At 66.9% G+C, this 23,489-nt stretch carries 24 protein-coding genes; 20 read left to right on the top strand and 4 right to left on the bottom strand.

All coding sequences use genetic code 11. The features are described from left to right. The first annotated feature begins 88 nt into the window (after window positions 1-88). From rpsP to rplS, 4 genes are read left to right on the top strand one after another with little or no spacing between them, the layout of a single operon-like run. Entirely contained in the window at window positions 89-340 is a 252-nt protein-coding gene (gene rpsP, locus I0D00_RS16610) for a 30S ribosomal protein S16 (RefSeq protein WP_208708687.1), read from the top strand. Window positions 341-348: 8 nt separating this feature from the next. Beyond that, window positions 349-885: a ribosome maturation factor RimM gene (gene rimM / locus I0D00_RS16605; RefSeq protein ID WP_213640934.1), complete on the top strand. Its 537-nt coding sequence runs from the start codon at window positions 349-351 to the stop codon at window positions 883-885. A 5-nt stretch (window positions 886-890) separates the two neighbouring features. Continuing rightward, window positions 891-1,643 (top strand): tRNA (guanosine(37)-N1)-methyltransferase TrmD, encoded by a 753-nt coding sequence (trmD, locus tag I0D00_RS16600; protein ID WP_213640933.1) that lies wholly within the window; start codon window positions 891-893, stop codon window positions 1,641-1,643. Window positions 1,644-1,685: 42 nt separating this feature from the next. Continuing rightward, on the top strand, window positions 1,686-2,036 hold the full coding sequence (rplS, locus tag I0D00_RS16595; RefSeq protein ID WP_213640932.1) for a 50S ribosomal protein L19: 351 nt from the start codon (window positions 1,686-1,688) through the stop codon (window positions 2,034-2,036). A 285-nt stretch (window positions 2,037-2,321) separates the two neighbouring features. On the opposite strand, the gene I0D00_RS16590 is transcribed toward rplS, so the two are convergent. Then, the gene (locus I0D00_RS16590) at window positions 2,322-4,163 is read right to left on the bottom strand and encodes a cation:proton antiporter (RefSeq protein WP_213640931.1); all 1,842 of its coding nucleotides are present in this window, start codon (window positions 4,161-4,163) and stop codon (window positions 2,322-2,324) included. Between the two features lie 88 nt (window positions 4,164-4,251). Between I0D00_RS16590 and xerD the strand changes: the two genes are divergently transcribed. From xerD to I0D00_RS16565, 5 genes are all read left to right on the top strand, one after another. Beyond that, window positions 4,252-5,148 carry a site-specific tyrosine recombinase XerD gene (gene xerD / locus I0D00_RS16585; RefSeq protein WP_213640930.1) on the top strand — a complete coding sequence of 299 codons (897 nt, stop codon included), beginning with the start codon at window positions 4,252-4,254 and terminating at the stop codon, window positions 5,146-5,148. A gap of 91 nt (window positions 5,149-5,239) precedes the next feature. After that, window positions 5,240-5,965 (top strand): DsbC family protein, encoded by a 726-nt coding sequence (locus tag I0D00_RS16580; protein ID WP_213640929.1) that lies wholly within the window; start codon window positions 5,240-5,242, stop codon window positions 5,963-5,965. A gap of 112 nt (window positions 5,966-6,077) precedes the next feature. Continuing rightward, window positions 6,078-7,382 carry a homoserine dehydrogenase gene (locus tag I0D00_RS16575; protein ID WP_213640928.1) on the top strand — a complete coding sequence of 435 codons (1,305 nt, stop codon included), beginning with the start codon at window positions 6,078-6,080 and terminating at the stop codon, window positions 7,380-7,382. Between the two features lie 11 nt (window positions 7,383-7,393). Beyond that, a complete protein-coding gene (thrC, locus tag I0D00_RS16570; RefSeq protein ID WP_213640927.1) occupies window positions 7,394-8,803 on the top strand; it encodes a threonine synthase in 1,410 nt (469 codons plus the stop codon). Between the two features lie 130 nt (window positions 8,804-8,933). Continuing rightward, window positions 8,934-9,197 (top strand): 50S ribosomal protein L7/L12, encoded by a 264-nt coding sequence (locus tag I0D00_RS16565; RefSeq protein ID WP_213640926.1) that lies wholly within the window; start codon window positions 8,934-8,936, stop codon window positions 9,195-9,197. Here I0D00_RS16565 and I0D00_RS16560 read toward each other — a convergent pair whose 3' ends face one another. Then, window positions 9,198-9,458, bottom strand: a complete 261-nt coding sequence (locus I0D00_RS16560) for a hypothetical protein (protein WP_213640925.1) — start codon at window positions 9,456-9,458, stop codon at window positions 9,198-9,200. A 20-nt stretch (window positions 9,459-9,478) separates the two neighbouring features. After that, window positions 9,479-10,675: a CaiB/BaiF CoA transferase family protein gene (locus tag I0D00_RS16555; RefSeq protein ID WP_213640924.1), complete on the bottom strand. Its 1,197-nt coding sequence runs from the start codon at window positions 10,673-10,675 to the stop codon at window positions 9,479-9,481. A gap of 274 nt (window positions 10,676-10,949) precedes the next feature. Between I0D00_RS16555 and gtfA the strand changes: the two genes are divergently transcribed. The 3 genes from gtfA (at window position 10,950) to recJ (ending at window position 14,828) form a co-directional block, all read left to right on the top strand. Next, window positions 10,950-12,392, top strand: a complete 1,443-nt coding sequence (gene gtfA, locus I0D00_RS16550; RefSeq protein ID WP_213640923.1) for a sucrose phosphorylase — start codon at window positions 10,950-10,952, stop codon at window positions 12,390-12,392. 69 nt (window positions 12,393-12,461) lie between these two features. Next, window positions 12,462-13,001, top strand: coding sequence for a YaeQ family protein (locus I0D00_RS16545; RefSeq protein ID WP_213640922.1), 540 nt, complete (start codon window positions 12,462-12,464; stop codon window positions 12,999-13,001). Between the two features lie 111 nt (window positions 13,002-13,112). Further along, the gene (recJ, locus tag I0D00_RS16540) at window positions 13,113-14,828 is read left to right on the top strand and encodes a single-stranded-DNA-specific exonuclease RecJ (protein WP_213640921.1); all 1,716 of its coding nucleotides are present in this window, start codon (window positions 13,113-13,115) and stop codon (window positions 14,826-14,828) included. Window positions 14,829-14,849: 21 nt separating this feature from the next. On the opposite strand, the gene I0D00_RS16535 is transcribed toward recJ, so the two are convergent. Then, window positions 14,850-15,551 carry a transglutaminase-like cysteine peptidase gene (locus I0D00_RS16535; RefSeq protein ID WP_213640920.1) on the bottom strand — a complete coding sequence of 234 codons (702 nt, stop codon included), beginning with the start codon at window positions 15,549-15,551 and terminating at the stop codon, window positions 14,850-14,852. Between the two features lie 263 nt (window positions 15,552-15,814). Between I0D00_RS16535 and prfB the strand changes: the two genes are divergently transcribed. The 8 genes from prfB (at window position 15,815) to I0D00_RS16495 (ending at window position 23,485) form a co-directional block, all read left to right on the top strand. Beyond that, window positions 15,815-16,910 (top strand): peptide chain release factor 2 gene (gene prfB, locus I0D00_RS16530; RefSeq protein ID WP_213640919.1). Its coding sequence is split into 2 segments (ribosomal slippage): window positions 15,815-15,886 and window positions 15,888-16,910, totalling 1,095 coding nucleotides; the frame shifts between segments, so codons are not numbered across the junction. A gap of 138 nt (window positions 16,911-17,048) precedes the next feature. After that, window positions 17,049-18,557, top strand: coding sequence for a lysine--tRNA ligase (gene lysS, locus I0D00_RS16525; protein ID WP_213640918.1), 1,509 nt, complete (start codon window positions 17,049-17,051; stop codon window positions 18,555-18,557). Window positions 18,558-18,680: 123 nt separating this feature from the next. Continuing rightward, window positions 18,681-19,385, top strand: coding sequence for a TetR/AcrR family transcriptional regulator (locus tag I0D00_RS16520; RefSeq protein WP_213640917.1), 705 nt, complete (start codon window positions 18,681-18,683; stop codon window positions 19,383-19,385). A gap of 169 nt (window positions 19,386-19,554) precedes the next feature. After that, on the top strand, window positions 19,555-20,106 hold the full coding sequence (locus I0D00_RS16515; protein ID WP_213640916.1) for a hypothetical protein: 552 nt from the start codon (window positions 19,555-19,557) through the stop codon (window positions 20,104-20,106). A 42-nt stretch (window positions 20,107-20,148) separates the two neighbouring features. Continuing rightward, a complete protein-coding gene (locus I0D00_RS16510; protein WP_213640915.1) occupies window positions 20,149-21,444 on the top strand; it encodes a flavohemoglobin expression-modulating QEGLA motif protein in 1,296 nt (431 codons plus the stop codon). A 96-nt stretch (window positions 21,445-21,540) separates the two neighbouring features. Next, window positions 21,541-22,287: a TIGR00266 family protein gene (locus I0D00_RS16505; RefSeq protein ID WP_213640914.1), complete on the top strand. Its 747-nt coding sequence runs from the start codon at window positions 21,541-21,543 to the stop codon at window positions 22,285-22,287. Continuing rightward, on the top strand, window positions 22,284-23,168 hold the full coding sequence (locus I0D00_RS16500; protein ID WP_213640913.1) for an alpha/beta hydrolase: 885 nt from the start codon (window positions 22,284-22,286) through the stop codon (window positions 23,166-23,168). Before I0D00_RS16505 ends, I0D00_RS16500 begins: the two co-directional genes overlap by 4 nt. Further along, entirely contained in the window at window positions 23,165-23,485 is a 321-nt protein-coding gene (locus I0D00_RS16495) for a PA3694 family proteiin (RefSeq protein WP_213640912.1), read from the top strand. Before I0D00_RS16500 ends, I0D00_RS16495 begins: the two co-directional genes overlap by 4 nt. Window positions 23,486-23,489 lie beyond the last annotated feature (4 nt).

Genomic DNA, 23,489 nt, shown 5'->3' with positions numbered 1-23,489 from the left:
GATAATCCTTAGAATATGCGGCCTTTCGGGCCTAGTGCCCTATGCGTGCATTTCAGTTTTGCAGCACCGACTACAGGAACGAAGTTCAATGGTAACCATCCGTCTTGCCCGTGGCGGCTCCAAAAAGCGCCCCTTCTACCACCTGACCGTGACCAACAGCCGCAATGCGCGCGATGGTCGCTTCGTTGAGCGCGTCGGTTTCTTCAATCCGGTTGCCTCGGGTGCCGAAGTGAAGCTGTCCGTGAATCAAGAGCGCGTCAGCTACTGGCTGAGCCAGGGCGCGCAGCCGTCTGAGCGTGTTGCTCAGCTGCTCAAGGAAGCTGCTAAGGCCGCTGCCTAAGCACTCCTATGAGCACGACGCCGGCACCCGCCGAGGACCTGGTTGTACTCGGCAAGATCGTTTCGGTGCATGGCGTGCGAGGAGAGGTGAAGGTGTACTCCTTTACCGATCCCGTGGATAACGTGCTCGATTACCGCCGTTGGACGCTCAAGCGCGACGGCGAGGTAAAGCAGGTCGAATTGGCCAGTGGTCGCTTGCAGGGCAAGGTCCTGGTGGCGAAGCTCGAGGGGCTCGATGATCGGGAAGTGGCGCGTACATTCGCCGGCTTCGAGATCTGCGTCCCCCGCAGCGAACTGCCGTCGCTCGGCGACGGCGAGTACTACTGGTATCAGTTGGAAGGTCTCAGGGTCATCGATCAGGCAGGGCAGTTGCTCGGCAGGATCGACCATCTGTTCGAGACCGGCGCCAACGATGTGATGGTGGTCAAGGCCTGCGCGGGCAGCCTGGATGATCGCGAGCGTCTGTTGCCCTATACGGAGCAGTGCGTGTTGGCGATCGACCTGGCGGCCGGTGAAATGCGGGTCGACTGGGACGCGGACTTCTGAACACCATGCCAGGCTTGCGTGTCGAAGTCATTACGCTGTTTCCGGAGATGTTTGCCGCCATCGGCGACTACGGCATCACCAGTCGTGCGGTGAAACAGGGGCTGTTGCAGCTGACCTGTTGGAATCCGCGGAGCTACACCACAGACCGTCACCACACCGTGGATGACCGGCCTTTCGGTGGTGGCCCGGGCATGGTGATGAAGATCAAGCCGCTCGAGGACGCCTTGCTCGAGGCAAAGCAGGCCGCGGGTGGTGAGGCGAAGGTGATCTACCTGTCGCCGCAGGGTCGTCAGCTGACCCAGTCAGCGGTACGCGCACTGGCGGAGCAGGAGGCGTTGATCCTCATCGCCGGGCGCTACGAAGGCATCGACGAGCGCTTTATCGAGGCGCACGTGGATGAAGAATGGTCGATCGGGGACTACGTCCTGTCCGGCGGTGAGCTGCCGGCCATGGTGCTGATCGACGCGGTAACGCGCCTTTTGCCTGGTGCATTAGGTCATGCGGACTCGGCCGAGGAAGACTCCTTTACGGATGGCTTGCTCGACTGCCCGCACTACACCCGCCCGGAGGTGTATGCGGATAAGCGTGTTCCCGAGGTGTTGCTTAGTGGCAACCACGAACACATCCGGCGCTGGCGCTTGCAGCAGTCCCTTGGTCGGACCTGGGAGCGCCGCGCCGATCTTCTGGATAGCCGCTCGCTTTCTGGAGAAGAGAAGAAGCTGCTGGAGGAATACATCCGCCAGCGGGACGATAGTTAACGTATCGATGACCGGCCAGGTGGCCCGTCTTAGGAGCGCAGCATGACCAACAAGATTATTCAGCAGATCGAAGCTGAGCAGATGAGCAAAGAGATCCCGACCTTTGCCCCGGGCGACACCGTCGTCGTTCAGGTCAAGGTGAAGGAAGGCGATCGTCAGCGTCTGCAGGCCTTCGAAGGCGTCGTCATCGCCAAGCGCAACCGCGGTCTGAACAGCGCCTTCACCGTGCGCAAGATCTCCAACGGCGTGGGCGTCGAGCGTACCTTCCAGACCTACAGCCCGCTGGTCGACAGCCTGGCGGTCAAGCGTCGCGGCGACGTGCGCAAGGCCAAGCTGTACTACCTGCGTGACCTGTCCGGCAAGGCCGCACGCATCAAGGAGAAGCTCGCCTAAGGCGCGTTTCCCTGCAGAAAAAAGCAGCCCTCGGGCTGCTTTTTTCGTTTCTGGGGCGGGTTTTCTGCGGCTGGCGTGGCGCGGACGGCGGGCGTTCGGGGCGCGGTGTGGCATGTATTCGTCCGGTGCGGGCCGGTATTCGCCACTGGGCCCTGCGGCGGCGGGGTGTCCGGTTTCGACCTGATCGACCAGTCAGGGCGCCCGCCGGTCCCTGCTCTTGGCCGGTGTGGCCGGGCCGGGCGCGCCAGCTGGGGTGTTGGCGGCGCGCGGCGAGGGCATGGCGGGTTATGAGGCCTGCAGGCTCTCCTGCTTGGCGTTCGCGGTATCGCTCGCCTGGGCCTCGATCAGGGCCACCAGGGTCCAGCCGGTCTGCGGGCGCAGGCTGCTTTGCGGCGTCACCACGTGCACCCAGCCCTCGCGGTCACGGGCGAACAGCAGCGTGGCGCGCGAGCCGTGCAGCGCCTGGTACTCGCTCCAAGTGAAGCTGTCGGTCAGGGTCGTGCTGTACAGCTCGGCACCCTGGGCCAGGCGGCTGGCGGCATGGGGGTAGGTCAGCGGCTGGCTGCCCAGTGGGCGGCCGCGATGCTCGTCGCTGGCGCGGTGCTTGTCGCTGCGGCGGCTCTCCTGGCCACTGGCCAGGCTGAACAGGCGGGTGTGGCCGAACTCGTGGCGAAAACGCATGCTCGCCAGGGTGTTCAGTTCGCCGGCCGGCGACAGCGCCAGCAGGTGACCGATGCCGACCAGGTCGAGGTGTGCCTCGGCGTGCTGGGAGGCGGGGTTGCCGAAGTAGGTCGGCAGGTTGTCCATGCGCGCGGCGCGGATGTTCTCCCAGCTCGAGTCGGTCAGCAGCACGCGGCAGCCGAGTTGCTGCAGGGCCTTGCCGATGGTGCGTGCCACCGGGTTGGCGCCGACGATGAGAAAGCCACTGGGAGCCGGCTCGGCGACCTTGAGCAGGCTGGCCAGGGGGCGGGCGGTGGCGCTCTGCAGCACCACGGTGCCGATGATCACGGCGAAGGTCAGCGGCACCAGCAGCTCGGCGCCGGCGTGGCCGGTTTCGCTCAGGCGGATGGCGAAGATCGCCGAGACGGCGGCCGCGACGATGCCGCGCGGGGAGATCCAGGCCAGCAGGGCGCGCTCGCGCCAGTTGAGGCTGGAGCCGAAGGTGGACAAGGCCACGTTCAGCGGGCGGGCGACGAACTGGATGATCGCCAGCAGCAGCAGGACCGCCGGGCCCAAGGCGAGCAGGGCCGCCAGGTCGAGGCGCGCGGCCAGCAGGATGAACAGGCCGGAGATCAACAGCACGCTGAGGTTCTCCTTGAAGTGCAGGATGTGCCGCACGTCCACGCCCTTCATGTTGGCCAGCCACATGCCCATCAGGGTCACGGCCAGCAGTCCGGACTCGTGCATCACCTCGTTGGAGGCGATGAATACGCCGAGTACCGTGGCCAGTACGGCGAGGTTGTGCAGGTAGTCCGGCAGCCACTGGCGTCGCAGCACCTGGCCGAGGGCCCAGCCACCGACGACGCCGAACAGGCTGCCGCAGAGGATCACCCCGGCGAAGGTGGTCAGGCTCTGGCTCCAGCCCTCGCCCTCGCCGCTGGCGATGATGAAGCTGAACACCACCACCGCCAGCAGGGCGCCGATCGGGTCGATGACGATGCCTTCCCAGCGCAGGATATTGGCCACCGAGGCCTTGGGTCGCACCACCCGCAGCATGGGCACTATCACCGTGGGCCCGGTGACCAGGGTCAGGGTGCCGAACAGCAGCGCCATCTCCCAGGTGAAGCCGAGCAGGTAGTGGGTGGCGACGGCGATCACCGCCCAGGTGGCCAGGGCCCCCACTGTGACCATGCGTCGGACCACCGTGCCGATCTCGCGCCATTCGGACAGGTGCAGGGTCAGGCTGCCTTCGAACAGGATCAGCGCCACGGCCATCGACACCATGGGGAACAGCAGGGAGCCGAACAGGGCCTGGGGATCGAGCCAGCCGAGCACCGGTCCGGCGAGAATGCCGCAGACCAGCAGAAACAGGATCGCCGGCAGGCGCAGGCGCCAGGCCAGCCACTGGCAGGCGAGGGCGGAGGCGCCGATGGTGGCGAAGGCGAAGAGGATTTGCTGTTCGTTCATCGAGAGTCCTTGAGTGCGAGGCGCTGGTCGTACTTGCCCAGGCTGTGAAAGACTAGCGCGCTTTCAGGCACCGCCATAGCTCTCTTCCATGCCCGCCATAGACCACCCGCTGATCGACCGCTTTCTCGATGCCCTGTGGCTGGAAAAGGGCCTGTCCGAGCATACCCGTGCGGCCTATCGCAGCGACCTGGCGCATTTCAACGCCTGGCTGGACGAGCGCGGACTGCTGCTGGAGCGGGTCGGGCGCGAAGCCGTGCTCGATCACCTGGCCTGGCGCCTGAACCAGGGCTACAAGGCGCGCTCCACCGCACGCTTTCTTTCCGCGGCGCGGGGCCTGTATCGCTACCTGGTGCGCGAGGGGCTGATTGCCGTCGATCCGACCCTGCAGGTGGACCTGCCCCAGCTCGGTCGGCCGCTGCCCAAGTCGCTCTCCGAGGCCGACGTCGAGGCGCTGCTGGCGGCGCCCGAACTGGACGACCCCCTCGGCCTGCGCGACCGAGCCATGCTCGAGGTGCTCTATGCCTGTGGCCTGCGGGTCAGCGAGCTGGTCGGCCTGACCCTGGAGCAGGTCAACCTGCGCCAGGGGGTACTGCGGGTCTTCGGCAAGGGCAGCAAGGAGCGCCTGGTGCCCCTGGGCGAGGAGGCCATCGCCTGGATCGAGCGCTACAGCAGGGAGGCGCGGCCGCTGCTGCTCGGTGGCAAGCCCAGCGATGTGTTGTTCCCCAGCCTGCGGGGCGAGCAGATGACCCGGCAGACCTTCTGGCACCGCATCAAGCTCCAGGCCCGGGTGGCCGGTATCGCCCAGGCGTTGTCGCCCCACACCCTGCGCCATGCCTTCGCCACCCACCTGCTCAACCACGGCGCCGACCTGCGCGTGGTGCAGATGCTGCTGGGGCATAGCGACCTGTCGACTACGCAGATCTACACCCATGTCGCCCGCGCACGGCTGCAGGCGCTGCATGCCGAACACCATCCGCGCGGCTGACTCGGCCGTCCGGCTGCCGCCGTCTGCCTTCGCGGGCTTCTATGGTAGGCTGTGCCGATCTTCGTTTGTCCGTCGCTCGACAGGAGTTTCCATGCGTCTGACCCGCCTCTCTGCGGCCGTAGCCCTCGCTCTGGCCAGCACCCTCAGCCTGGCCGCAGATCCCGACCAGGCGATTCGCCAGAACCTGCTGTCGATCCAGCCCGACATGCCGATCGAGGCCATCGCCGAGAGCCCGATGCCGGGGCTGTATCAGGTCCAGCTCAAGGGTGGGCGCCAGCTCTATGCCAGTGCCGACGGCCAGTTCGTCCTGCAGGGCTACCTCTATCAGTTCAAGGACGGTCAGGCGATCAACCTGACCGAAGAGCAGGAAAGCCGCGCCATAGCCCAGCAGATCAACGGCGTTCCCGCCAAGGAAATGGTGGTGTTCCCGGCCCAGCAGGCCAAGACCCATATCACCGTGTTCACCGACACCGACTGCGGCTACTGCCAGAAGCTGCACAGCGAGGTGCCCGAGCTCAACAAGCTCGGCGTCGAGGTGCGTTATCTGGCCTTCCCGCGCCAGGGCTTGCAGGGGGCGGCCTACAAGGAACTGGTCAGCGTCTGGTGCGCCCAGGATCGTCAGGCGGCGATGGACCTGGCCAAGGCCCGCAAGGACGTGCCCGAGGCCCAGTGCGACAACCCGGTGGCCCGGCAGTACGCCCTGGGGCAGATGATCGGGGTCAGCGGCACGCCGGCCATCGTCCTGGCCAATGGCAAGCTGATCCCGGGTTATCAGCCGGCGCCGCAGCTGGCCCAGCAGGCGCTGGAGGCCAAGTAACTACAGGCCTGTGGTCGATTGACTAATAAACGGCCGCTTCGTAATGTGCGGCTCTTTTCCACGGCCGGGGCTCGCTCCGGCCGTTTTATGCAGTGCAGATGGGGAGTTCAGTGTGAAACCGGTCAAAGTAGGCATCTGTGGGTTGGGCACCGTCGGTGGCGGTACCTTCAACGTGCTCCAGCGCAACGCCGAGGAAATCGCGCGTCGTGCCGGGCGTGGCATCGAGGTGGCGCAGATTGCGCTGCGTTCGCAGAACCCGCAGTGCGACATTACCGGTATCGCGATTACCAAGGATGTCTTCGAGCTGGTCGACAACCCCGAGATCGAGGTCGTCATCGAGCTGATCGGCGGCTATACCCTGGCCCGTGAGCTGGTGCTCAAGGCCATCGACAACGGCAAGCACGTGGTCACCGCGAACAAGGCGCTGATCGCCGTGCACGGCAACGAGATCTTCGCCAAGGCCCGCGAGAAGGGCGTGATCGTCGCCTTCGAGGCGGCCGTGGCCGGCGGCATCCCGGTGATCAAGGCGATCCGCGAGGGGCTGGCCGGCAACCGCATCAACTGGCTGGCCGGCATCATCAACGGCACCGGCAACTTCATCCTCAGCGAGATGCGCGAGAAAGGCCGCGCCTTCGAGGACGTGCTCAAGGAGGCCCAGGCCCTGGGCTACGCCGAGGCCGATCCGACCTTCGACGTCGAAGGCATCGATGCCGCGCACAAGCTGACCATCCTCGCCTCCATCGCCTTCGGCATCCCGCTGCAGTTCGACAAGGCCTACACCGAGGGCATCACCAGGCTGACCACGGCCGACGTGGGCTACGCCGAGGCCCTGGGCTATCGCATCAAGCACCTGGGCGTGGCGCGCAGCACCGCGGCCGGTATCGAACTGCGCGTGCATCCGACCCTGATCCCGGCCGATCGCCTGATCGCCAACGTCAATGGCGTGATGAACGCGGTGATGGTCAACGGCGATGCGGCGGGCTCGACCCTGTTCTACGGTGCCGGCGCCGGCATGGAGCCGACCGCCTCGTCGGTGGTGGCCGACCTGGTCGACGTGGTCCGCGCGCTGACCACCGACCCGACCAACCGCGTGCCGCACCTGGCGTTCCAGCCGGACTCGCTGTCCGACCACCCGATCCTGGCGATCGACGCCTGCGAGAGTGCCTACTACCTGCGCATCCAGGCCAAGGATCACCCGGGCGTGCTGGCCCAGGTGGCGAGCATCCTCTCCGAGCGCGGCATCAACATCGAGTCGATCATGCAGAAGGAGGTCGAGGAGCACGACGGCCTGGTGCCGATGATCCTGGTCACCCACCGGGTGGTCGAGGCGCGCATCAACGAGGCCATCGCCGCCCTGGAGGCGCTGGACGACGTGGTCGGCAGCGTCGTGCGCATCCGTGTCGAGCAACTGGTCTGAGGAGCAGAGCCATGCGTTATATCAGTACCCGCGGCCAGGCCCCGGCCCTGAACTTCGAAGAGGTGCTGCTGGCCGGTCTGGCCAGCGATGGCGGCCTCTACGTACCGGAGAACCTGCCGCGCTTCACCCAGGAGGAGATCGCCTCCTGGACCGGCCTGCCCTACCACGAGCTGGCCTTCCGGGTGATGCGCCCGTTTGTCGCCGACAGCATCAATGATGCCGAATTCAAGAAGATCCTCGAGGAAACCTACGGCGTGTTCGCCCACAACGCCGTGGCGCCGCTGCGCCAGCTGAACGGCAACGAGTGGGTGCTGGAGCTGTTCCACGGTCCGACCCTGGCGTTCAAGGACTTCGCCCTGCAGCTGCTCGGTCGCCTGCTCGACCACGTGCTCTCCAAGCGCGGCGAGCGCGTGGTGATCATGGGCGCCACCAGCGGTGACACCGGCTCGGCGGCGATCGAGGGCTGCAAGGCCTGCGCGCATGTCGACATCTTCATCATGCACCCGCACAACCGGGTGTCGGAGGTGCAGCGCCGGCAGATGACCACCATCCTCGGCGACAACATCCACAACATCGCCGTTGAGGGCAACTTCGACGACTGCCAGGAGATGGTCAAGGCCAGCTTCGCCGACCAGGGCTTCCTCAAGGGCACGCGCCTGGTGGCGGTCAACTCGATCAACTGGGCGCGGATCATGGCCCAGATCGTCTACTACTTCCACGCCGCGCTGCAGCTCGGCGGTCCGGCCCGTTCGGTGGCCTTCTCGGTGCCGACCGGCAACTTCGGCGACATCTTCGCCGGCTACCTGGCGCGCAACATGGGCCTGCCGATCAGCCAGCTGATCGTCGCCACCAACCGCAACGACATCCTGCACCGTTTCATGAGCGGCAACCAGTACGTCAAGGACACCCTGCACCCGACCCTGTCGCCGTCCATGGACATCATGGTGTCGTCGAACTTCGAACGCCTGCTGTTCGATCTGCATGGCCGCAGTGGCGCGGCCATCGCCGAGCTGATGGCCACCTTCAAGCAGGGCGGCGGCTTCAGCGTCGAGGAGGATCGCTGGACCGAGGCGCGCAAGCTGTTCGACTCCCTGGCGGTGGACGATGCGCAGACCTGCGAGACCATCGCCGAGGTCCATGCCGAGTGCGGCGAGTTGCTCGACCCGCACACCGCCATCGGCGTGCGCGCCGCCCGCGAGTGTCGGCGCAGCCTGGCAACCCCCATGGTGATCCTCGGTACCGCGCACCCGGTCAAGTTCCCCGAGGCGGTGGAGAAGGCCGGGGTCGGCCAGGCTCCGGCGTTGCCGGCGCACCTGGTCGACCTGTTCGAACGCGAGGAACGCTGCACCGTGCTGGCCAACGACCTGAAGACCATTCAGGGCTTCGTCGCCCAGCACGGCAATCGCGGCAAGCCGCTCTAAGCCTCAGGCATTGCTCTGCACAAGCCCGGTGTCGCCTCTGGCGGCCCCGGGCTTGTGCGTTTCTGCGCCCACGGCCGGCAGGGCGCGGCCCGGGCGGCTAGGCTCAGAATGTGCTGATGCGAGGTGGACCATGATTCGGCAGCGGGATGACCTGCCGCCCCAGGTGCAGGCGGCATTGCGACAGGGGCGCAAGATCGAGGCGATCAAGCGCCTGCGGGAAGAGCGCGGGCTGGGTCTGCAGCAGGCCAAGCAGGACGTGGACGCCTACCTGCGCGCCCACCCCGAACTGCACGGGGCGGGGCGCCCGGCCCGGCACCGGCATGGCCTGACGTTCTGGCTGCTGCTGAGCCTGCTGCTGGGCGTGGTTCTGCTGCTGTTCAGTCGTCGGCTCTAGCTAGCCGGACAGCAGCCAGTAGGCCAGGCCCATCAGCAGGATCAGGGTCAGCCAGACCAGCGCGTTCAACCTGCTGGAGGCCACCACGCCGGGGCCGCGCAGGGGGATCGGCGGGTTGTCCTCCAGGTAGCGCTCGATCTGGGCCTCGGCCTCTTCCGTAGCGATGCTCCGGTGCGCGCGCAGCAGCGCGATGGCCTTCTGCCGCTGACCGGCGCGCAGGGCGCGGGTCACGTCCTCCGGCAGCGCGTGTTCGGCCTGCATCCAGCCACTCCCGGCCGCCGTCAGATCGCGCCGTTGCGACGCAATTCGGCGACCTGTTCATAGTCATAGCCTAGCTCGGCGAGCAGGGTCTCGGTGTGTTCGCCGAGCTGCGGCCCGATCCACTCCGTCGATCCCGGTGTCTCCGACAGCTTGGGCACTATGCCCGGCATCTTGAACGGCGTGCCGTCCGGCAGCTTGGCGCTGAGGAACATCTCGCGGGCGAGAAACTGCGGGTCGTTGAACATGTCTGCGGCGCTGAAGATGCGGCTGGCCGGTACCTCGGCCTGGCTCAGGGTCGCCAGCACCTGCTCCAGCGGCAGGGCGCCGACCCAGCGGTCGATCACCCCGTACAGCTCGTCGCGGCGCGCATCGCGGCCGTCGTTGCTGGCCAGTTGCGGGTCGTCGGCCAGGTCGTCGCGGCCGATGGCGCGCATGAAGCGCTGGAAGATGGCGTCGCCGTTGGCGCCGATCTGCACATGGCGGCCATCGGCGCTGGTGTGGATGGAGGAGGGGGTGATGCCGGGCATGATGTTGCCGCTGCGTTCGCGGATGAAGCCGAACACGTCGAACTCCGGCACCATCGACTCCATCATGGCGAACACCGCCTCGTACAGGGCCACATCCACCACCTGGCCCTGGCCGCCGCCCACCTCGCGGTGGCGCAGGGCCATCAGCGCGCCTATCACCCCCCACAGGGCGGCGATCGAGTCGCCGATGGAGATGCCGGTGCGCACCGGCGGGCGGTCCTCGAAGCCGGTGATGTAGCGCAGTCCGCCCATGGACTCGCCCACCGCGCCGAAGCCCGGCTGGTCCTTCAGCGGCCCGCTCTGGCCGAAGCCGGACAGGCGCACCATCACCAGCCCGGGGTTCAGTGCGTGGAGCACGTCCCAGCCCAGACCGAGCTTCTCCAGCACCCCGGGGCGAAAGTTCTCGATCAGGATGTCGGCCTCGGCGAGCAGTTTCAGCAGCACCTCGCGACCCTGCTCGTGCTTCAGGTTGAGGGTGATCGAGCGTTTGTTGCGCGCCTGCACGAACCACCACAGCGAGGTGCCCTCGTACAGCTTGCGCCACTTGCGCAGGGGGTCGCCGCCGTCGGGCGACTCGACCTTGATCACCTCGGCGCCGAATTCGGCGCAGATGCGCGCGGCGAAGGGGCCGGCGATCAGGCTGCCGAGTTCGATCACTTTCAGGCCGGCGAGGGGTTTGGCGGCGTGCATGTTGGCTCCGTGGACAGTTGGCTGCGCCTAGCCTATTCGATTGTGCGCGGCCGGGGGCGCGCCGGGCGGAAAATTTACCGCGGCGGCGGTGGTCGATGCGTTTGCGGCGGGAGGCGTTGCCCGGCCTGGGCTGGAGGTCGATCGGTCGCGCCCGGCTCGCCGCCTCCGGCACGGCTGCGCCAGGGTGCCCGGCTTGACGAACCGGCGGGGTTTCACCTACACGAGGGGGCAGGGGCCATGGGCTCGCAATGCACTCAAGCCGTCGGGAGTACGCATGCCACTGCGCAACGCCGTCCAGTTGATCACCTATCCCGACCGCCTCGGCCGCAACCTCGGCGAGCTCTACCAGCTGCTCGACGGGCGGCTGGGCGATGCCCTGGGCGGCGTGCACATCCTGCCGCTGTACCCGTCCAATGCCGACGGCGGCTTCTCGCCCTTGACCCATATGGCGGTGGACCCGCGCTACGGCGACTGGGCGGACGTGGAGCGCATCTCGGCGCGCTTCGACCTGTGCGTCGACCTGATCATCAGCCATATCGCCGACGAGTCGCCGCAGTTCCTCGACTTCCTCGCCCGGGGCCAGGCATCGCCCCATGCCGAGTTGTTCGTGCAGGTCGACAAGCTGGGCGAGATCGCCCTGGAGGACCTGGCGAAGATCCATATCCGCAAGGAGAAGGAGCCCTTTCGCCGGGTGCAGCTGGCCGATGGCAGCCAGTGTCGGGTCTGGTGCACCTTCACCGAGCGGCAGATCGACCTGAACTACGAGTCGCCGCAGACCTACCGGTTGATGGAGGAGTACATGGCCTTCCTCGCCGCGCGCGGGGTCAAGCTGTTCCGCCTGGACGCCTTCGGCTACACCACCAAGCGCATCGGCAGCAGCTGCTTCCTGGTCGAGCCGGACGTCTACCGCATCCTCGAATGGTTTCGCGAGACCGGCGCCAAGTACGGCGCCGAGATGCTCCCGGAGGTGCACGACCACATCAGCTACCAGTACGCCATCTCGCGGCGCGGCATGCGCCCCTATGCCTTCGCCCTGCCGCCCCTGGTGCTGCATGCCTTCCTCGCCGGCAACGGCCGCTACCTCAAGCAGTGGCTGCGCATGTGCCCGCGCAACCAGATCACCGTGCTGGATACCCATGACGGCATCTGCATTCCCGATGTCGAGGGCGTGCTGCCGGAGGCGGAGATCCGCTACCTGGTCGACGAGGTCTCGACCCGCAGCGCCGATCCGATCATGCGCCGCTCGGCGGTCAACGTGCACAGCGTCGGGGCCATCTACCAGTTGACCTGCACCTTCTACGAGGCGCTGATGCGCAACGACGAGGCCTATATCGCCGCGCGGGCCATCCAGTTTTTTGCCCCGGGCCTTCCCCAGGTCTACTACGTCGGCCTGCTGGCGGGTTGCAACGATTTCGAGCTGGCCGAACGCAGTGGCGAGGCGCGCGACGTCAATCGCCACTACTACGGCCTGGCCGAGGCGCAGGAGGCGCTGCAGCGGCCGGTGGTGCAGCGCCTGCTGGCGCTGATGCGCTTTCGCTGCCGGCACCCGGCCTTCGACGGGCGCTTCGAGCTGATCCAGTCCGGCGACAGCAGCCTGGCGATGGCCTGGCGCCACGGCCAGCACCATTGCCGGCTGCAGGTCGAGCTGAGCACCAGCCAGGCGATCATCCATTACCTGGACCCCGAGGACGGTAGCGAACGGCAGATGCGTTGCTGACGCGCCGGCCCGGCGGTGGCCGTTTCGGGTTAGACTTGCGGCCTTTTCGCCCAGCCAAGAAGCCCGCCAATGGCCCTGCCGTCCACCACCTACAAGATCGACCTGAACCTCACCGATATCGACCGCAGCGTCTACCAGAGCCTGCGTTTCACCGTCGCTCGCCATCCCTCGGAAACCGAGGAGCGCCTGGCCGCGCGGCTGATCGCCTATGCGCTGTTCTATCACGAGCAGCTGGCCTTCGGTCGTGGCCTGTCCGATGTCGATGAGCCGGCGTTGTGGGAGAAGAGCCTGGACGACCGGGTGCTGCACTGGATCGAGGTCGGCCAGCCGGACAGCGAACGCATCACCTGGTGCTCGCGGCGCACCGAGAAGTTCAGCCTGGTGGCCTACGGCAACCTGCGGGTGTGGCAGACCAAGGCGCTCGACCCGGTACGCAGCCTGAAGAACATCAACGTCGTCGCGGTGGGCCAGGAGGCCCTCGCCAGCCTGGCCCTGGACATGCCGCGGGCGCTGAGCTGGAGCGTGATGATCAGCGACGGCGAGCTGTTCGTCACCGACGAGCGCGGCCAGCACGAGATCCCCCTGGAGTGGCTGGTCGGCGACCGCTGATCGCTTTCGTGGGGTGGCTGCCGCTGTTTGCCTCCACCGGCTTCCGGTGGAAATCGCAGCGCGGTTTACCGCCCCACGGTTTGTTTGCATAGAACAGATACTGGAACCCCGATGCGTATCGAACCCCGCCCGCTGCCTGAAACCCTGCCCGACCTGGGCGATCTGCCGCCGCTGCTGACCCGTCTCTACGCCGCCCGCGGCGTGCAGTCGGCGGCCGAGCTGGACAAGGGCCTGGCGCGGTTGATTCCCTACCGGCAGCTCAAGGGTATCGAGGCGGCGGTTGCCCTGCTGGTCGAGGCCCTGGAGCGGCGCCAGCGCCTGCTGCTCGTCGGCGACTTCGACGCCGACGGCGCCACCGCCAGTACGGTCGGGGTGCTGGGCCTGCGCCTGCTCGGTGCCGCCCAGGTCGATTACCTGGTGCCCAATCGCTTCGAATACGGCTACGGCCTGACCCCGGAAATCGTCGCCGTCGCCCTCGAGCGCCAGCCGCAATTGCTGATCACCGTGGACAACGGCATCTCCAGCGTCGAGGGCGTGGCGGCGGCCAAGGCTGCCGGGCTCAAGGTGCTGGTCACCGATCACCACCTGCCCGGCCCCGAGCTGCCGGCGGCCGACGCCATCGTCAACCCCAATCAGCCGGGTTGCGAATTTCCGAGCAAGGCCATGGCCGGGGTCGGCGTGATGTTCTACGTGCTGCTGGCCCTGCGTGCGCGGCTGCGCGAGCTGGACTGGTTCGCCCGGGCCAGCGTGGCCGAGCCGAACCTGGCCGAACTGCTCGATCTGGTGGCTCTGGGCAGCGTGGCCGACGTGGTGCCGCTGGATGCCAACAACCGCATCCTGGTGCATCAGGGCCTGGCGCGCATCCGCGCCGGCCGGGCCCGGCCCGGGCTGCGGGCGATCCTCGAGGTGGCCGGGCGCGACCCTGGGCGCATCAGCTCCACCGACCTGGGCTTCATCCTCGGGCCGCGCCTGAACGCCGCCGGACGCCTGGACGACATGAGCCTGGGCATCGAATGCCTGCTGTGCGAGGACGAGGCGCTGGCGCGCGACATGGCGGTACAGCTGGACCAGCTCAACCAGGACCGCAAGGCCATCGAGCAGGGCATGCAGCGCGAGGCCCTGGCCCAGCTCAAGGAGCTGCCGGTGGAAAGCCTGCCGTTCGGCCTGTGCCTGTTCGAGGCGGACTGGCATCAGGGGGTGATCGGCATCCTCGCCTCGCGCCTGAAGGAGCGCTACCACCGCCCGGCCATCGCCTTCGCCGATGCCGGCGCGGGCGTGCTCAAGGGCTCGGCGCGCTCGGTGCCGGGTTTGCACATCCGCGACGCCCTGGATGCGGTGGCGGCTCGCCACCCTGGGCTGATCAGCAAGTTCGGCGGGCATGCCATGGCCGCCGGGCTGTCGCTGCCGCAGGAGCACTTCGGCGCTTTCGCCGTGGCCTTCGATGCCGAGGTGCGCCGCCAGCTCTGCGAGGAGGACCTGACCGGGCGCCTGCTGTCCGATGGCTGCCTGTCGGTGGAGGAGTTCCACCTGCCCCTGGCCAAGGAACTGCGTCATGCCGGGCCCTGGGGCCAGCATTTCCCCGAGCCGCTGTTCCACGGCCTGTTCCAGATCGTCCAGCAGCGCGTGGTGGGCGACAAACACCTGAAGCTGGTGCTCAAGACCGAGTGTGGCGGCCGCACCCTGGACGGCATCGCCTTCAACGTCGACCGCGAGGTCTGGCCCAACCCGATGGTGCGCTGGGTCGAGCTGGCCTACAAGCTCGACGTCAACGAGTACCGCGGCCAGGAGAGCGTGCAGCTGCTGGTGGCGCACCTGGCGCCGCGCTGAGCGGCGCTGCCGGTATGAGCCTCAGCCCTGCCCGCCGTCCAGGCGGGGTGCCGGGGTGCCGGGCAGGCCGGCGCCGTCGGCCACGATGCGTTCGTTGAGCTCGCTCCAGCGCGAGAGCATCCGTGGCGACTGACGGGATTTCTGTTGCGGCGACTTGGCCAGGAAGATGCCGTGATGGTTGAAGGCGTACACCGGCAGCAGGTCGCCGCGCTCGGCGGCAGGCCTGATGTCGCGCTCGAGGTTGTCGAGGACCAGTGGCTGGGCGTTGGGGGTCGGGTAGTAGGTCAAGACCATGTGCGCCTGATTGCGGCTCAGGGCCTTGACGAAGGTCAGGCGCAGCTTGTCGCTGGGCACGCCCATGCGCACCAGGGTGAAGTACTTGCCGATGGCGAAGTCTTCGCAGTCGCCGCGGCCGCGGGTCAGGGTCTGCAGCGGCGTCGCCCAGTACTCTTCCTCGCCCCAGATGTCGAGATCGTCGCCGAACGCCACGGCATTGTTGATGAAATCGTTGACCGCCTCCAGCTTGCTGCGCTCGTCCGCGTCACGCCCCCGGGCGATCAGGATATGCCAGCTGGTCAGGCGGGCCTCGGCGATGGCCGAGCCGAGGGCGGATGTCGGCTCGGCGCGACCGGGGCCGGCAATGGCGCACAGCAATGTCGCCAGCAGGATGCGCAGATAGCGGAGGGCAGGGGCGTGGAGCTTGGGCGGCCGGTTTTGTGTCATGGTCGGGACTACTGCTGGGCTGTCGCTGATCCATAGCCTGCAACCGGGTTATTCTTCTGGTGCGCCATCTAAACGGCGTCAATTACTGATCGGATTATGCTGTGATGCTAGCCAATATCGGCGCGTGTGCCTCGGCGAATCCGACGAACTGTCGCCGGGTATCGCCCTGCTCGGCGCAAAGGGGCGGGGTGGGCTGTCGGCGCCGCCCGACTGGGGTATACTCGTCGGCTTTTCGAAAGTTTGACCTGCGAGTGCCGCCTGCCATGGAAATCAACCCGATCCTTAACAGCATCAAGGACCTGTCCGAGCGCACCCAGACTATTCGGGGGTATCTTTGACTACGATCACAAGCATGATCGTCTGGTCGAAGTAAACCGCGAGCTGGAAGACCCGAACGTCTGGAACGACCCGGAATACGCCCAGAACCTGGGGCGTGAGCGCGCCTCCCTGGCGCTGATCGTCGAGACCCTCGATGACCTGGGCGGCAGCCTGGCCGACTCCCGCGACCTGCTGGAGATGGCCGCCGAGGAAGGCGACCAGGGCGCCGTCGACGACGTCGCCGTCGAGGTCGCGCGCCTGCGCGGGATCCTCGAGAAGCTGGAATTCCGCCGCATGTTCAGCGGCGAGATGGACCCGAACAACGCCTACCTGGACATCCAGGCCGGCTCCGGCGGCACCGAGGCCCAGGACTGGGCCAACATGCTGCTGCGCATGTACCTGCGCTGGGCCGACAAGCGTGGCTTCGACGCCACCATCATGGAGCTGTCCGCCGGCGAAGTGGCGGGCATCAAGGGCGCCACAGTGCATATCAAGGGCGAATACGCCTTCGGCTGGCTGCGCACCGAGATCGGCGTGCATCGCCTGGTGCGCAAGAGCCCGTTCGACTCCGGCAACCGCCGCCACACCTCGTTCACCGCGGTGTTCGTCTCCCCGGAAATCGACGACAACATCGAGATCGAGATCAACCCGGCCGATCTGCGCATCGACACCTACCGCTCCTCCGGGGCCGGCGGTCAGCACGTCAACACCACCGACTCGGCGGTGCGTATCACCCACGTGCCGACCAATACCGTGGTCAGCTGCCAGAACGAGCGCTCCCAGCACGCCAACAAGGACACCGCCATGAAGATGCTGCGGGCCAAGTTGTACGAGCAGGAGATGCAGAAGCGCAACGCCGCCTCCCAGGCCCTGGAAGACTCCAAGTCGGACATCGGCTGGGGCCACCAGATCCGCTCCTATGTGCTCGACCAGTCGCGGATCAAGGATCTGCGCACCAATATCGAGCGAAGCGATTGCGTCAACGTGCTCGACGGCGATATCGACGAGTACCTCGAGGCCAGCCTGAAACAGGGGCTGTAACACTCACGCCATGCAGGTCGGGCCGCGTCAGGCCCGACGAGCGGCGCTGCATGCGCGTAGCAGGCCGGCCCAGAGGCCGGATGTTGGGCATCGCTGCGCTCAGCGCCAACCTAGGGTTACAGGAATAGACGACAGACCATGAGCGACCAACCTCTCGACCACGACCAGCACGAACTGCAACAGGAAGAAAACAAGCTGATTGCCCAGCGCAAGGAAAAGCTCGCCGCCTTGCGCGAGCAGGGCAATCCCTTCCCCAATGACTTCCGCCGTACCTGCTACTGCGCGGACCTGCAGAAACAGTACGTCGACGCCTCCAAGGAGGCCCTGGCCGAGGCCGCCATTCCGGTCAAGGTCGCCGGGCGCATCATGCTCAACCGCGGCGCCTTCATGGTGATCCAGGACATGAGCGGGCGCATCCAGCTCTACGTCAACCGCAAGACCCTGCCGGCCGAGACCCTGGAAGCGGTCAAGCACTGGGACCTGGGCGACATCATCGCCGCCGAGGGCACCCTGGCCCGTTCCGGCAAGGGCGACCTGTTCGTGGAAATGACCGAGGTGCGCCTGCTGACCAAGTCGCTGCGCCCGCTGCCGGACAAGTTCCACGGCCTGACCGACACCGAGCAGCGCTATCGCCAGCGCTACGTCGACCTGATGGTCAACGAGGAGGTGCGCCACAGCTTCCGCGTGCGCTCCCAGGTGATCGCCCATATCCGCAACTTCCTCATGCAGCGCGACTTCCTCGAAGTGGAGACGCCGATGCTGCAGAGCATCCCCGGCGGCGCCGCGGCCAAGCCGTTCGAGACCCACCACAACGCCCTGGACATGCAGATGTTCCTGCGCATCGCCCCGGAGCTGTACCTCAAGCGCCTGGTGGTCGGCGGCTTCGAGAAGGTCTTCGAGATCAACCGCAACTTCCGCAACGAGGGCGTGTCGACCCGGCACAACCCCGAGTTCACCATGCTCGAGTTCTACCAGGCCTACGCCGACTACGAAGACAACATGGACCTGACCGAGGAACTGTTCCGCGAGCTGGCCCTGCTGGTGCTGGGCAGCACCGACGTGCCCTACCAGGGCAAGGTGTTCCACTTCGGCGAGCCCTTCGCCCGGTTGTCGGTGTTCGACTCCATCCTCAAGTTCAACCCCGAGATCAGCGCGCAGGACCTGCGCGACATCGACAAGGCCCGTGCCATCGCCAAGGCGGCCGGCGCCAAGGTGCTGGGCTTCGAGGGCCTGGGCAAGCTGCAGGTGATGATTTTCGAGGAGCTGGTCGAGCACAAGCTGGAGCAGCCGACCTTCATCACCCAGTACCCCTTCGAGGTGTCGCCGCTGGCCCGGCGCAACGACCAGGACCCGAGCGTCACCGACCGCTTCGAGCTGTTCATCGGCGGCCGCGAGATCGCCAACGCCTACTCCGAGCTGAACGATGCCGAGGACCAGGCCGAGCGCTTCATGGCCCAGGTGGCGGACAAGGACGCCGGCGACGACGAGGCCATGCACTACGACGCCGACTTCGTCCGCGCCCTGGAGTACGGCATGCCGCCGACCGCCGGCGAGGGCATCGGCATCGACCGTCTGGTCATGCTGCTCACCGATGCGCCGTCGATTCGCGACGTGATCCTCTTCCCGCACATGCGCCCGCAGGCCTGATGCACGAAAACAAGCCGCCTCCGGGCGGCTTTTTTGTCACCGGCGCGTGGCATTATCCTAGAGACTGAACAGCGCAGCCGAAGTCAGTACGATCGCGCAGGAGGTTTGCCCGTCGTGTCCCATGTGCCCGTTCCAGAAAATGCCGCCCGCGTGGCCAGCGCCGTCGCCGAAAGCGTCCAGTACCTGGGGCGCAAGGCCAGTCGGCAAGGCAGCGAACAGCGCCGCCAGGCGATCCTCGACGCGGCCATGCGCATCATCGTGCGCGAGGGCGTGCGTGCCGTGCGCCACCGCGCGGTGGCGGCCGAGGCGGGCGTGCCCCTGTCGGCCACCACCTACTACTTCAAAGACATCGACGACCTGATCACCGATACCTTCGCCCAGTTCGTCGAGCGCAGCGCCGCCTATATGGCGAAGTTCTGGAGCAGTACCGAGGGCGTGCTGCAGGAGCTGGTCGGCAATCTGGACGGCACCCCCGAGGCGCGCCGCCACCTGGCCGACGAGATCGCCCGCCTGGCGGTGGAGTACGTGCGCTACCAGTTGGTCAATCGCCGCGAGCACCTGCTCGCCGAGCAGGCGTTCCACCAGGAGGCATTGCTCAATCCGGGCCTGCACGAGCTGGTGCGCGCCCACGGGCAGATCCTCTCCCAGGGCGTCATCCGTTTCTTCCAGGTGCTCGGTTCGCACCAGCCGGAGCAGGATGCCCAGCTGTTGACCGCGATCATCCGGCGCATGGAGTACCAGGGCCTGCTCGACGGCGTCGAGCATCTGGACAACCAGGGCATGTTGGCCATTCTTAAACGCTATATGCACTTGGTGCTGGGGCTCTGAGCTCGTTCGCCGAACCGGCACGGACTCCGGGCGAGCGACTGTGTTATACGCTTAAGTTATAAATGGGGCATGGCCTCGCACCGAACCCCGCCGCGGCGGGGTTTGTCTTAAAGGAAGGGCCGCTGGGGCCGACCGGCGCGATGCCGAAGCGTTTCACAAGGAGAGCGTAATGAGAGCCTGGCGTATGGTGGTCGCCTTGTCCTTCCTGCTACTGAGTGGCTGCCTGGTCACGTTCAAGGACCCGATCCCGGCCAACGAGGCGGCGCCCATACCGCTGCTCGGCGAGTGGGCGCGCACCAACGAGTGGGGCGAGCGGCTGTTCCTGCGCATCAGCCGGGCCGGCTCCAACGTCTACAAGGCCGAGACCTACGTGGACGACCCGGAGAACCTCGACAGCCTCAAGCAATACGGTTTCACCGTGGCCCACCATGGCCGCCGCTGGTACCTCTCGGTCGGCCTGCCGAAGCGCATGGGGGCGAACTTCGCCATCGCCGGGTTCGAGCTGACCACCGGCAACGAGCTGCTGCTCTACAGCCTGGATGTCGACCGCATCCTCCAGGAGCTGGAGCAGGGCGTGCTGGAGGGCGAGGCGGTGGAGACCCCGCAGGGCGAGGGCGCCCTGATCACCAGCCCGCTGGAGCAGGTGTTCGCCTACCTCGACGACCCGGCCAATTCGGACGTCTTCGTCGAAGTCGCGCGCTACCAGCGCGTCGGCCAGTAATTCGCCCCGCTCCCGGCGAGCGGGCGCCACAACGAGGAATCAATGAACAGTCTCAACGAGCTGGGTGACTACCAACTGACGGTGCGCGGGCTGTCCGACCGCATCGTCGAGGCGCAGACGCCGATCCGCGTGCTGGATGCGGTGAAGTGGGACGACACCATCCGCGCCGACTTTCTCAAGCACAAGGGCAAGCAGCTGCCGGCGGTGGATCGCGACTACTATGCCGGGCGCCCGCTGGCGTTCGACACCGCGGCGAAGAAGCTGGAATTCCAGAACATCGAGCGCGACATCACCCGTCAGCTCGGCCAGTTCAACCCGGTCGGCCAGATCATGCGGCGCATGTGCCGCGAGTACCGCATGGTCATCCGCATGCTCGAGGCGCGCGGCACCGAGGATTTCGGCCTGATCTCCCAGGACCTCTACGGCGCGGCGTCCGACGCCTTCCACGCCGGCGACCCGACCCTCTCCGACCTGGGGTTGATGTTCTCCGAGTTCCTGAACAACATCGACCGTCGCGGCGACCTCGAGGACGAGCCGAAGAACCTCTGCGCCAAGCAGGCGGTCGATCTGCTGCAGCATCGCCTGAACAAGGTGTTCGGCGAGGCGGAGGAGACCATCCGGGTGTTCGAGTCCGACGGCATCCTCGCCGACGCGGCGGCCGGCGCCGACTACATCAAGATCCGCACCGACGCCAAGTTCAACGAGCGCGACGTCAAGGCCCTGGAGGTGCACGAGGGCCTGGTGCATGTGGCGACCACGCTGAACGGACAGAACCAGCCCATCTGTACCTTCCTGGCCAAGGGGCCGCCCTCGTCCACCGTGACCCAGGAGGGCCTGGCGATCCTCATGGAGGTGATCGCCTTCGCCTCCTACCCGACCCGCCTGCGCAAGCTGACCAACCGCACCCGCGCCATCCACATGGCCGAGGAGGGCGCCGACTTCCTCCAAGTGTGTGGCTTCTACCGCGAGCAGGGTTTCAGCCTGGAGGACAGCTACAGCAATGCCAGCCGCGCCTTTCGCGGATCGTCCCCGACCGGACTACCCTTCACCAAGGACCTGTCCTATTTGAAGGGTTTCATCATGGTCTACAACTACATCCAGCTGGCCGTGCGCAAGGGCAAGCTGGAGCAGATTCCGCTGCTGTTCTGTGGCAAGACCACTCTTGAGGACATGCGCACCCTGCGCCAGCTGGTCGACGAGGGCCTGGTGGTGGCGCCGAAGTACCTGCCGCCGCAATTCAGCGACCTCAACTCGCTGTCGGCGTGGATGTGTTTCTCCAACTTCCTCAACCATCTGAGCCTGGACCGGATCGAGGCCGACTACGCCAATATCCTCTAGGCGCCCGGTTCAGGCGGGGTGCGCCCGGCCTGAGTTTCGCGCTCGACGCGCCTGACCCTGCGGGCAGGCGCTCGCTCTCATCGGCAGGAGTCTCGAATGCCCAGCCACCCGCTCGATTACGAAATCCTCGGCACCGCGGCGCAGAGCGTGGAAATCATCCTCGACCCGGGCGAGACGGTGATCGCCGAGGCCGGGGTAATGAATTACATGACCGAGGGCGTGCGCTTCGAGACGCGGATGGGTGACGGTTCGGCGAGCGGGGTGCTGGGCAAGCTGTGGGGTGCCGGCAAGCGCCTGCTCACCGGCGAGTCGCTGTTCATGACGCATTTTTCCAACGCCGGCGCGCGGCCGGCGCGGGTGGCTTTCGCCGCGCCCTATCCGGGGACCGTGGTGCCGATCCAGCTGGCCGAAGTGGGTGGCCGGCTGATCTGCCAGAAGGACGCCTTCCTCTGCGCGGCCCACGGCACGGCGCTCGGCATCAGCTTCAACAAGCGCCTGGGCGCCGGTTTCTTCGGCGGCGAGGGCTTTATCCTGCAGAAGCTCGAGGGCGACGGCCTGGCCTTCGTGCATGCCGGCGGCACGGTGATCCGCAAGGAGCTGCACGACGAGACCCTGCGCCTGGACACCGGCTGCCTGGTGGCGTTCAGCGCGGGGATCGACTACGACATCGCCCTGGCCGGCGGCCTGAAGAGCATGCTGTTCGGTGGCGAGGGCATCCTCCTGGCGACGCTCAAGGGCAGCGGAACCGTGTGGATTCAGAGCCTGCCGTTCTCGCGCCTGGCCGAGCGCGTGTACGAGGCGACCTTCAAGGCGCGTGAAGAAGTACGCGCCGGAGGCAAGTGAGGCGGCGCTGCTGGTTGCTGGCCGTGCTGCTCTGCCTGCACGGCTGCAGCGAACTGCTGTTCTATCCCGAGCGCGGCCTGCCGTTCACCCCGGCCAAGGCGCGTCTGGACTACCAGGACGAATACCTGAGGGCCGCCGACGGCACCCGTCTGCATGCCTGGTGGCTACCGGCCAAGGCCGGGGTCGAGGTCAGGGGCACGGTGCTGCACCTGCACGGCAATGGCGGCAACCTGGCCAGCCACCTCGGCGGCATCTGGTGGTTGCCGGAGCAGGGCTACCAGGTCCTGATGCTGGACTACCGCGGCTACGGCCTGTCCGAGGGGGCGCCGAGCCTGCCGGCGGTGTACCAGGACCTGGAGGCGGCCTTCGCCTGGCTGGAGCGCGCCCCGCCGGTCCGCGACAGGCCGCTGTACGTCCTCGGCCAGAGCCTGGGCGGCGCCCTGGCCGCCCATTACCTGGCCGAGCGGCCGCGGCGGCGCGCCCAGCTGAGCGCCCTGGTCCTCGACGGCGTGCCGGCCAGCTACCGCGAGGTCGCCCGCCATGCCCTCGGCACCAGCTGGCTGACCCGGCCGTTGCGCACGCCGCTGAGCTGGCTGGTGCCCGATGGCGACAGCGCCATTCACGTGATGCCGAAGCTGGTCGGGCTGCCGCTGCTGATCTTCCACAGCATCGACGATCCGCTGGTGCCCCTTTCCAACGGCGAGCGCTTGTATCAAGCTGCGCCCCCGCCGCGGGTGTTCCAGCCGACCCGTGGCGGCCATGTGCAAACCTTTGCCGACCCGGACTGGCGCCAGGTGATGCTGCGTTTCATGCGCGACCCGCGGGGCTTCGCCGGCCTGCGCCACCTGGCGGACATCCCCGATTCTGAGAGCCCACAATGAGTGAACGCGAGCCTATTCCCCTGATTCTCACCGCCATCGGCAGCATCTGCGCCACGGTCGCCGTGCTCTGGTACTACGGTTACCTGCATATCGCCAAGCCGCAGGACGCCCTGCTGCTGGCCGACTTCACCATGCTCAAGACCGTTCCCGGCGAGGACTACAAGGTCTCGCTCAAGCCGGCCAACCAGGTGGCGCAATGCGTCGATGGCGTGCTGGTGCTGTTCGACCTGGAGCAGAAGGGCCTCACCGGCGTGCTGGTGGACAACCGCAAGCAGGCGGTGCGCTGCCTCGGCGAGCAGACGCCGGCGGCGCAGTAGGCGC

Origin of the sequence: Pseudomonas lalucatii, assembly GCF_018398425.1 — a bacterium.
Taxonomy (GTDB): Bacteria; Pseudomonadota; Gammaproteobacteria; order Pseudomonadales; family Pseudomonadaceae; genus Aquipseudomonas; species Aquipseudomonas lalucatii.
This window is presented reverse-complemented; position numbering and strand designations above follow the sequence as displayed.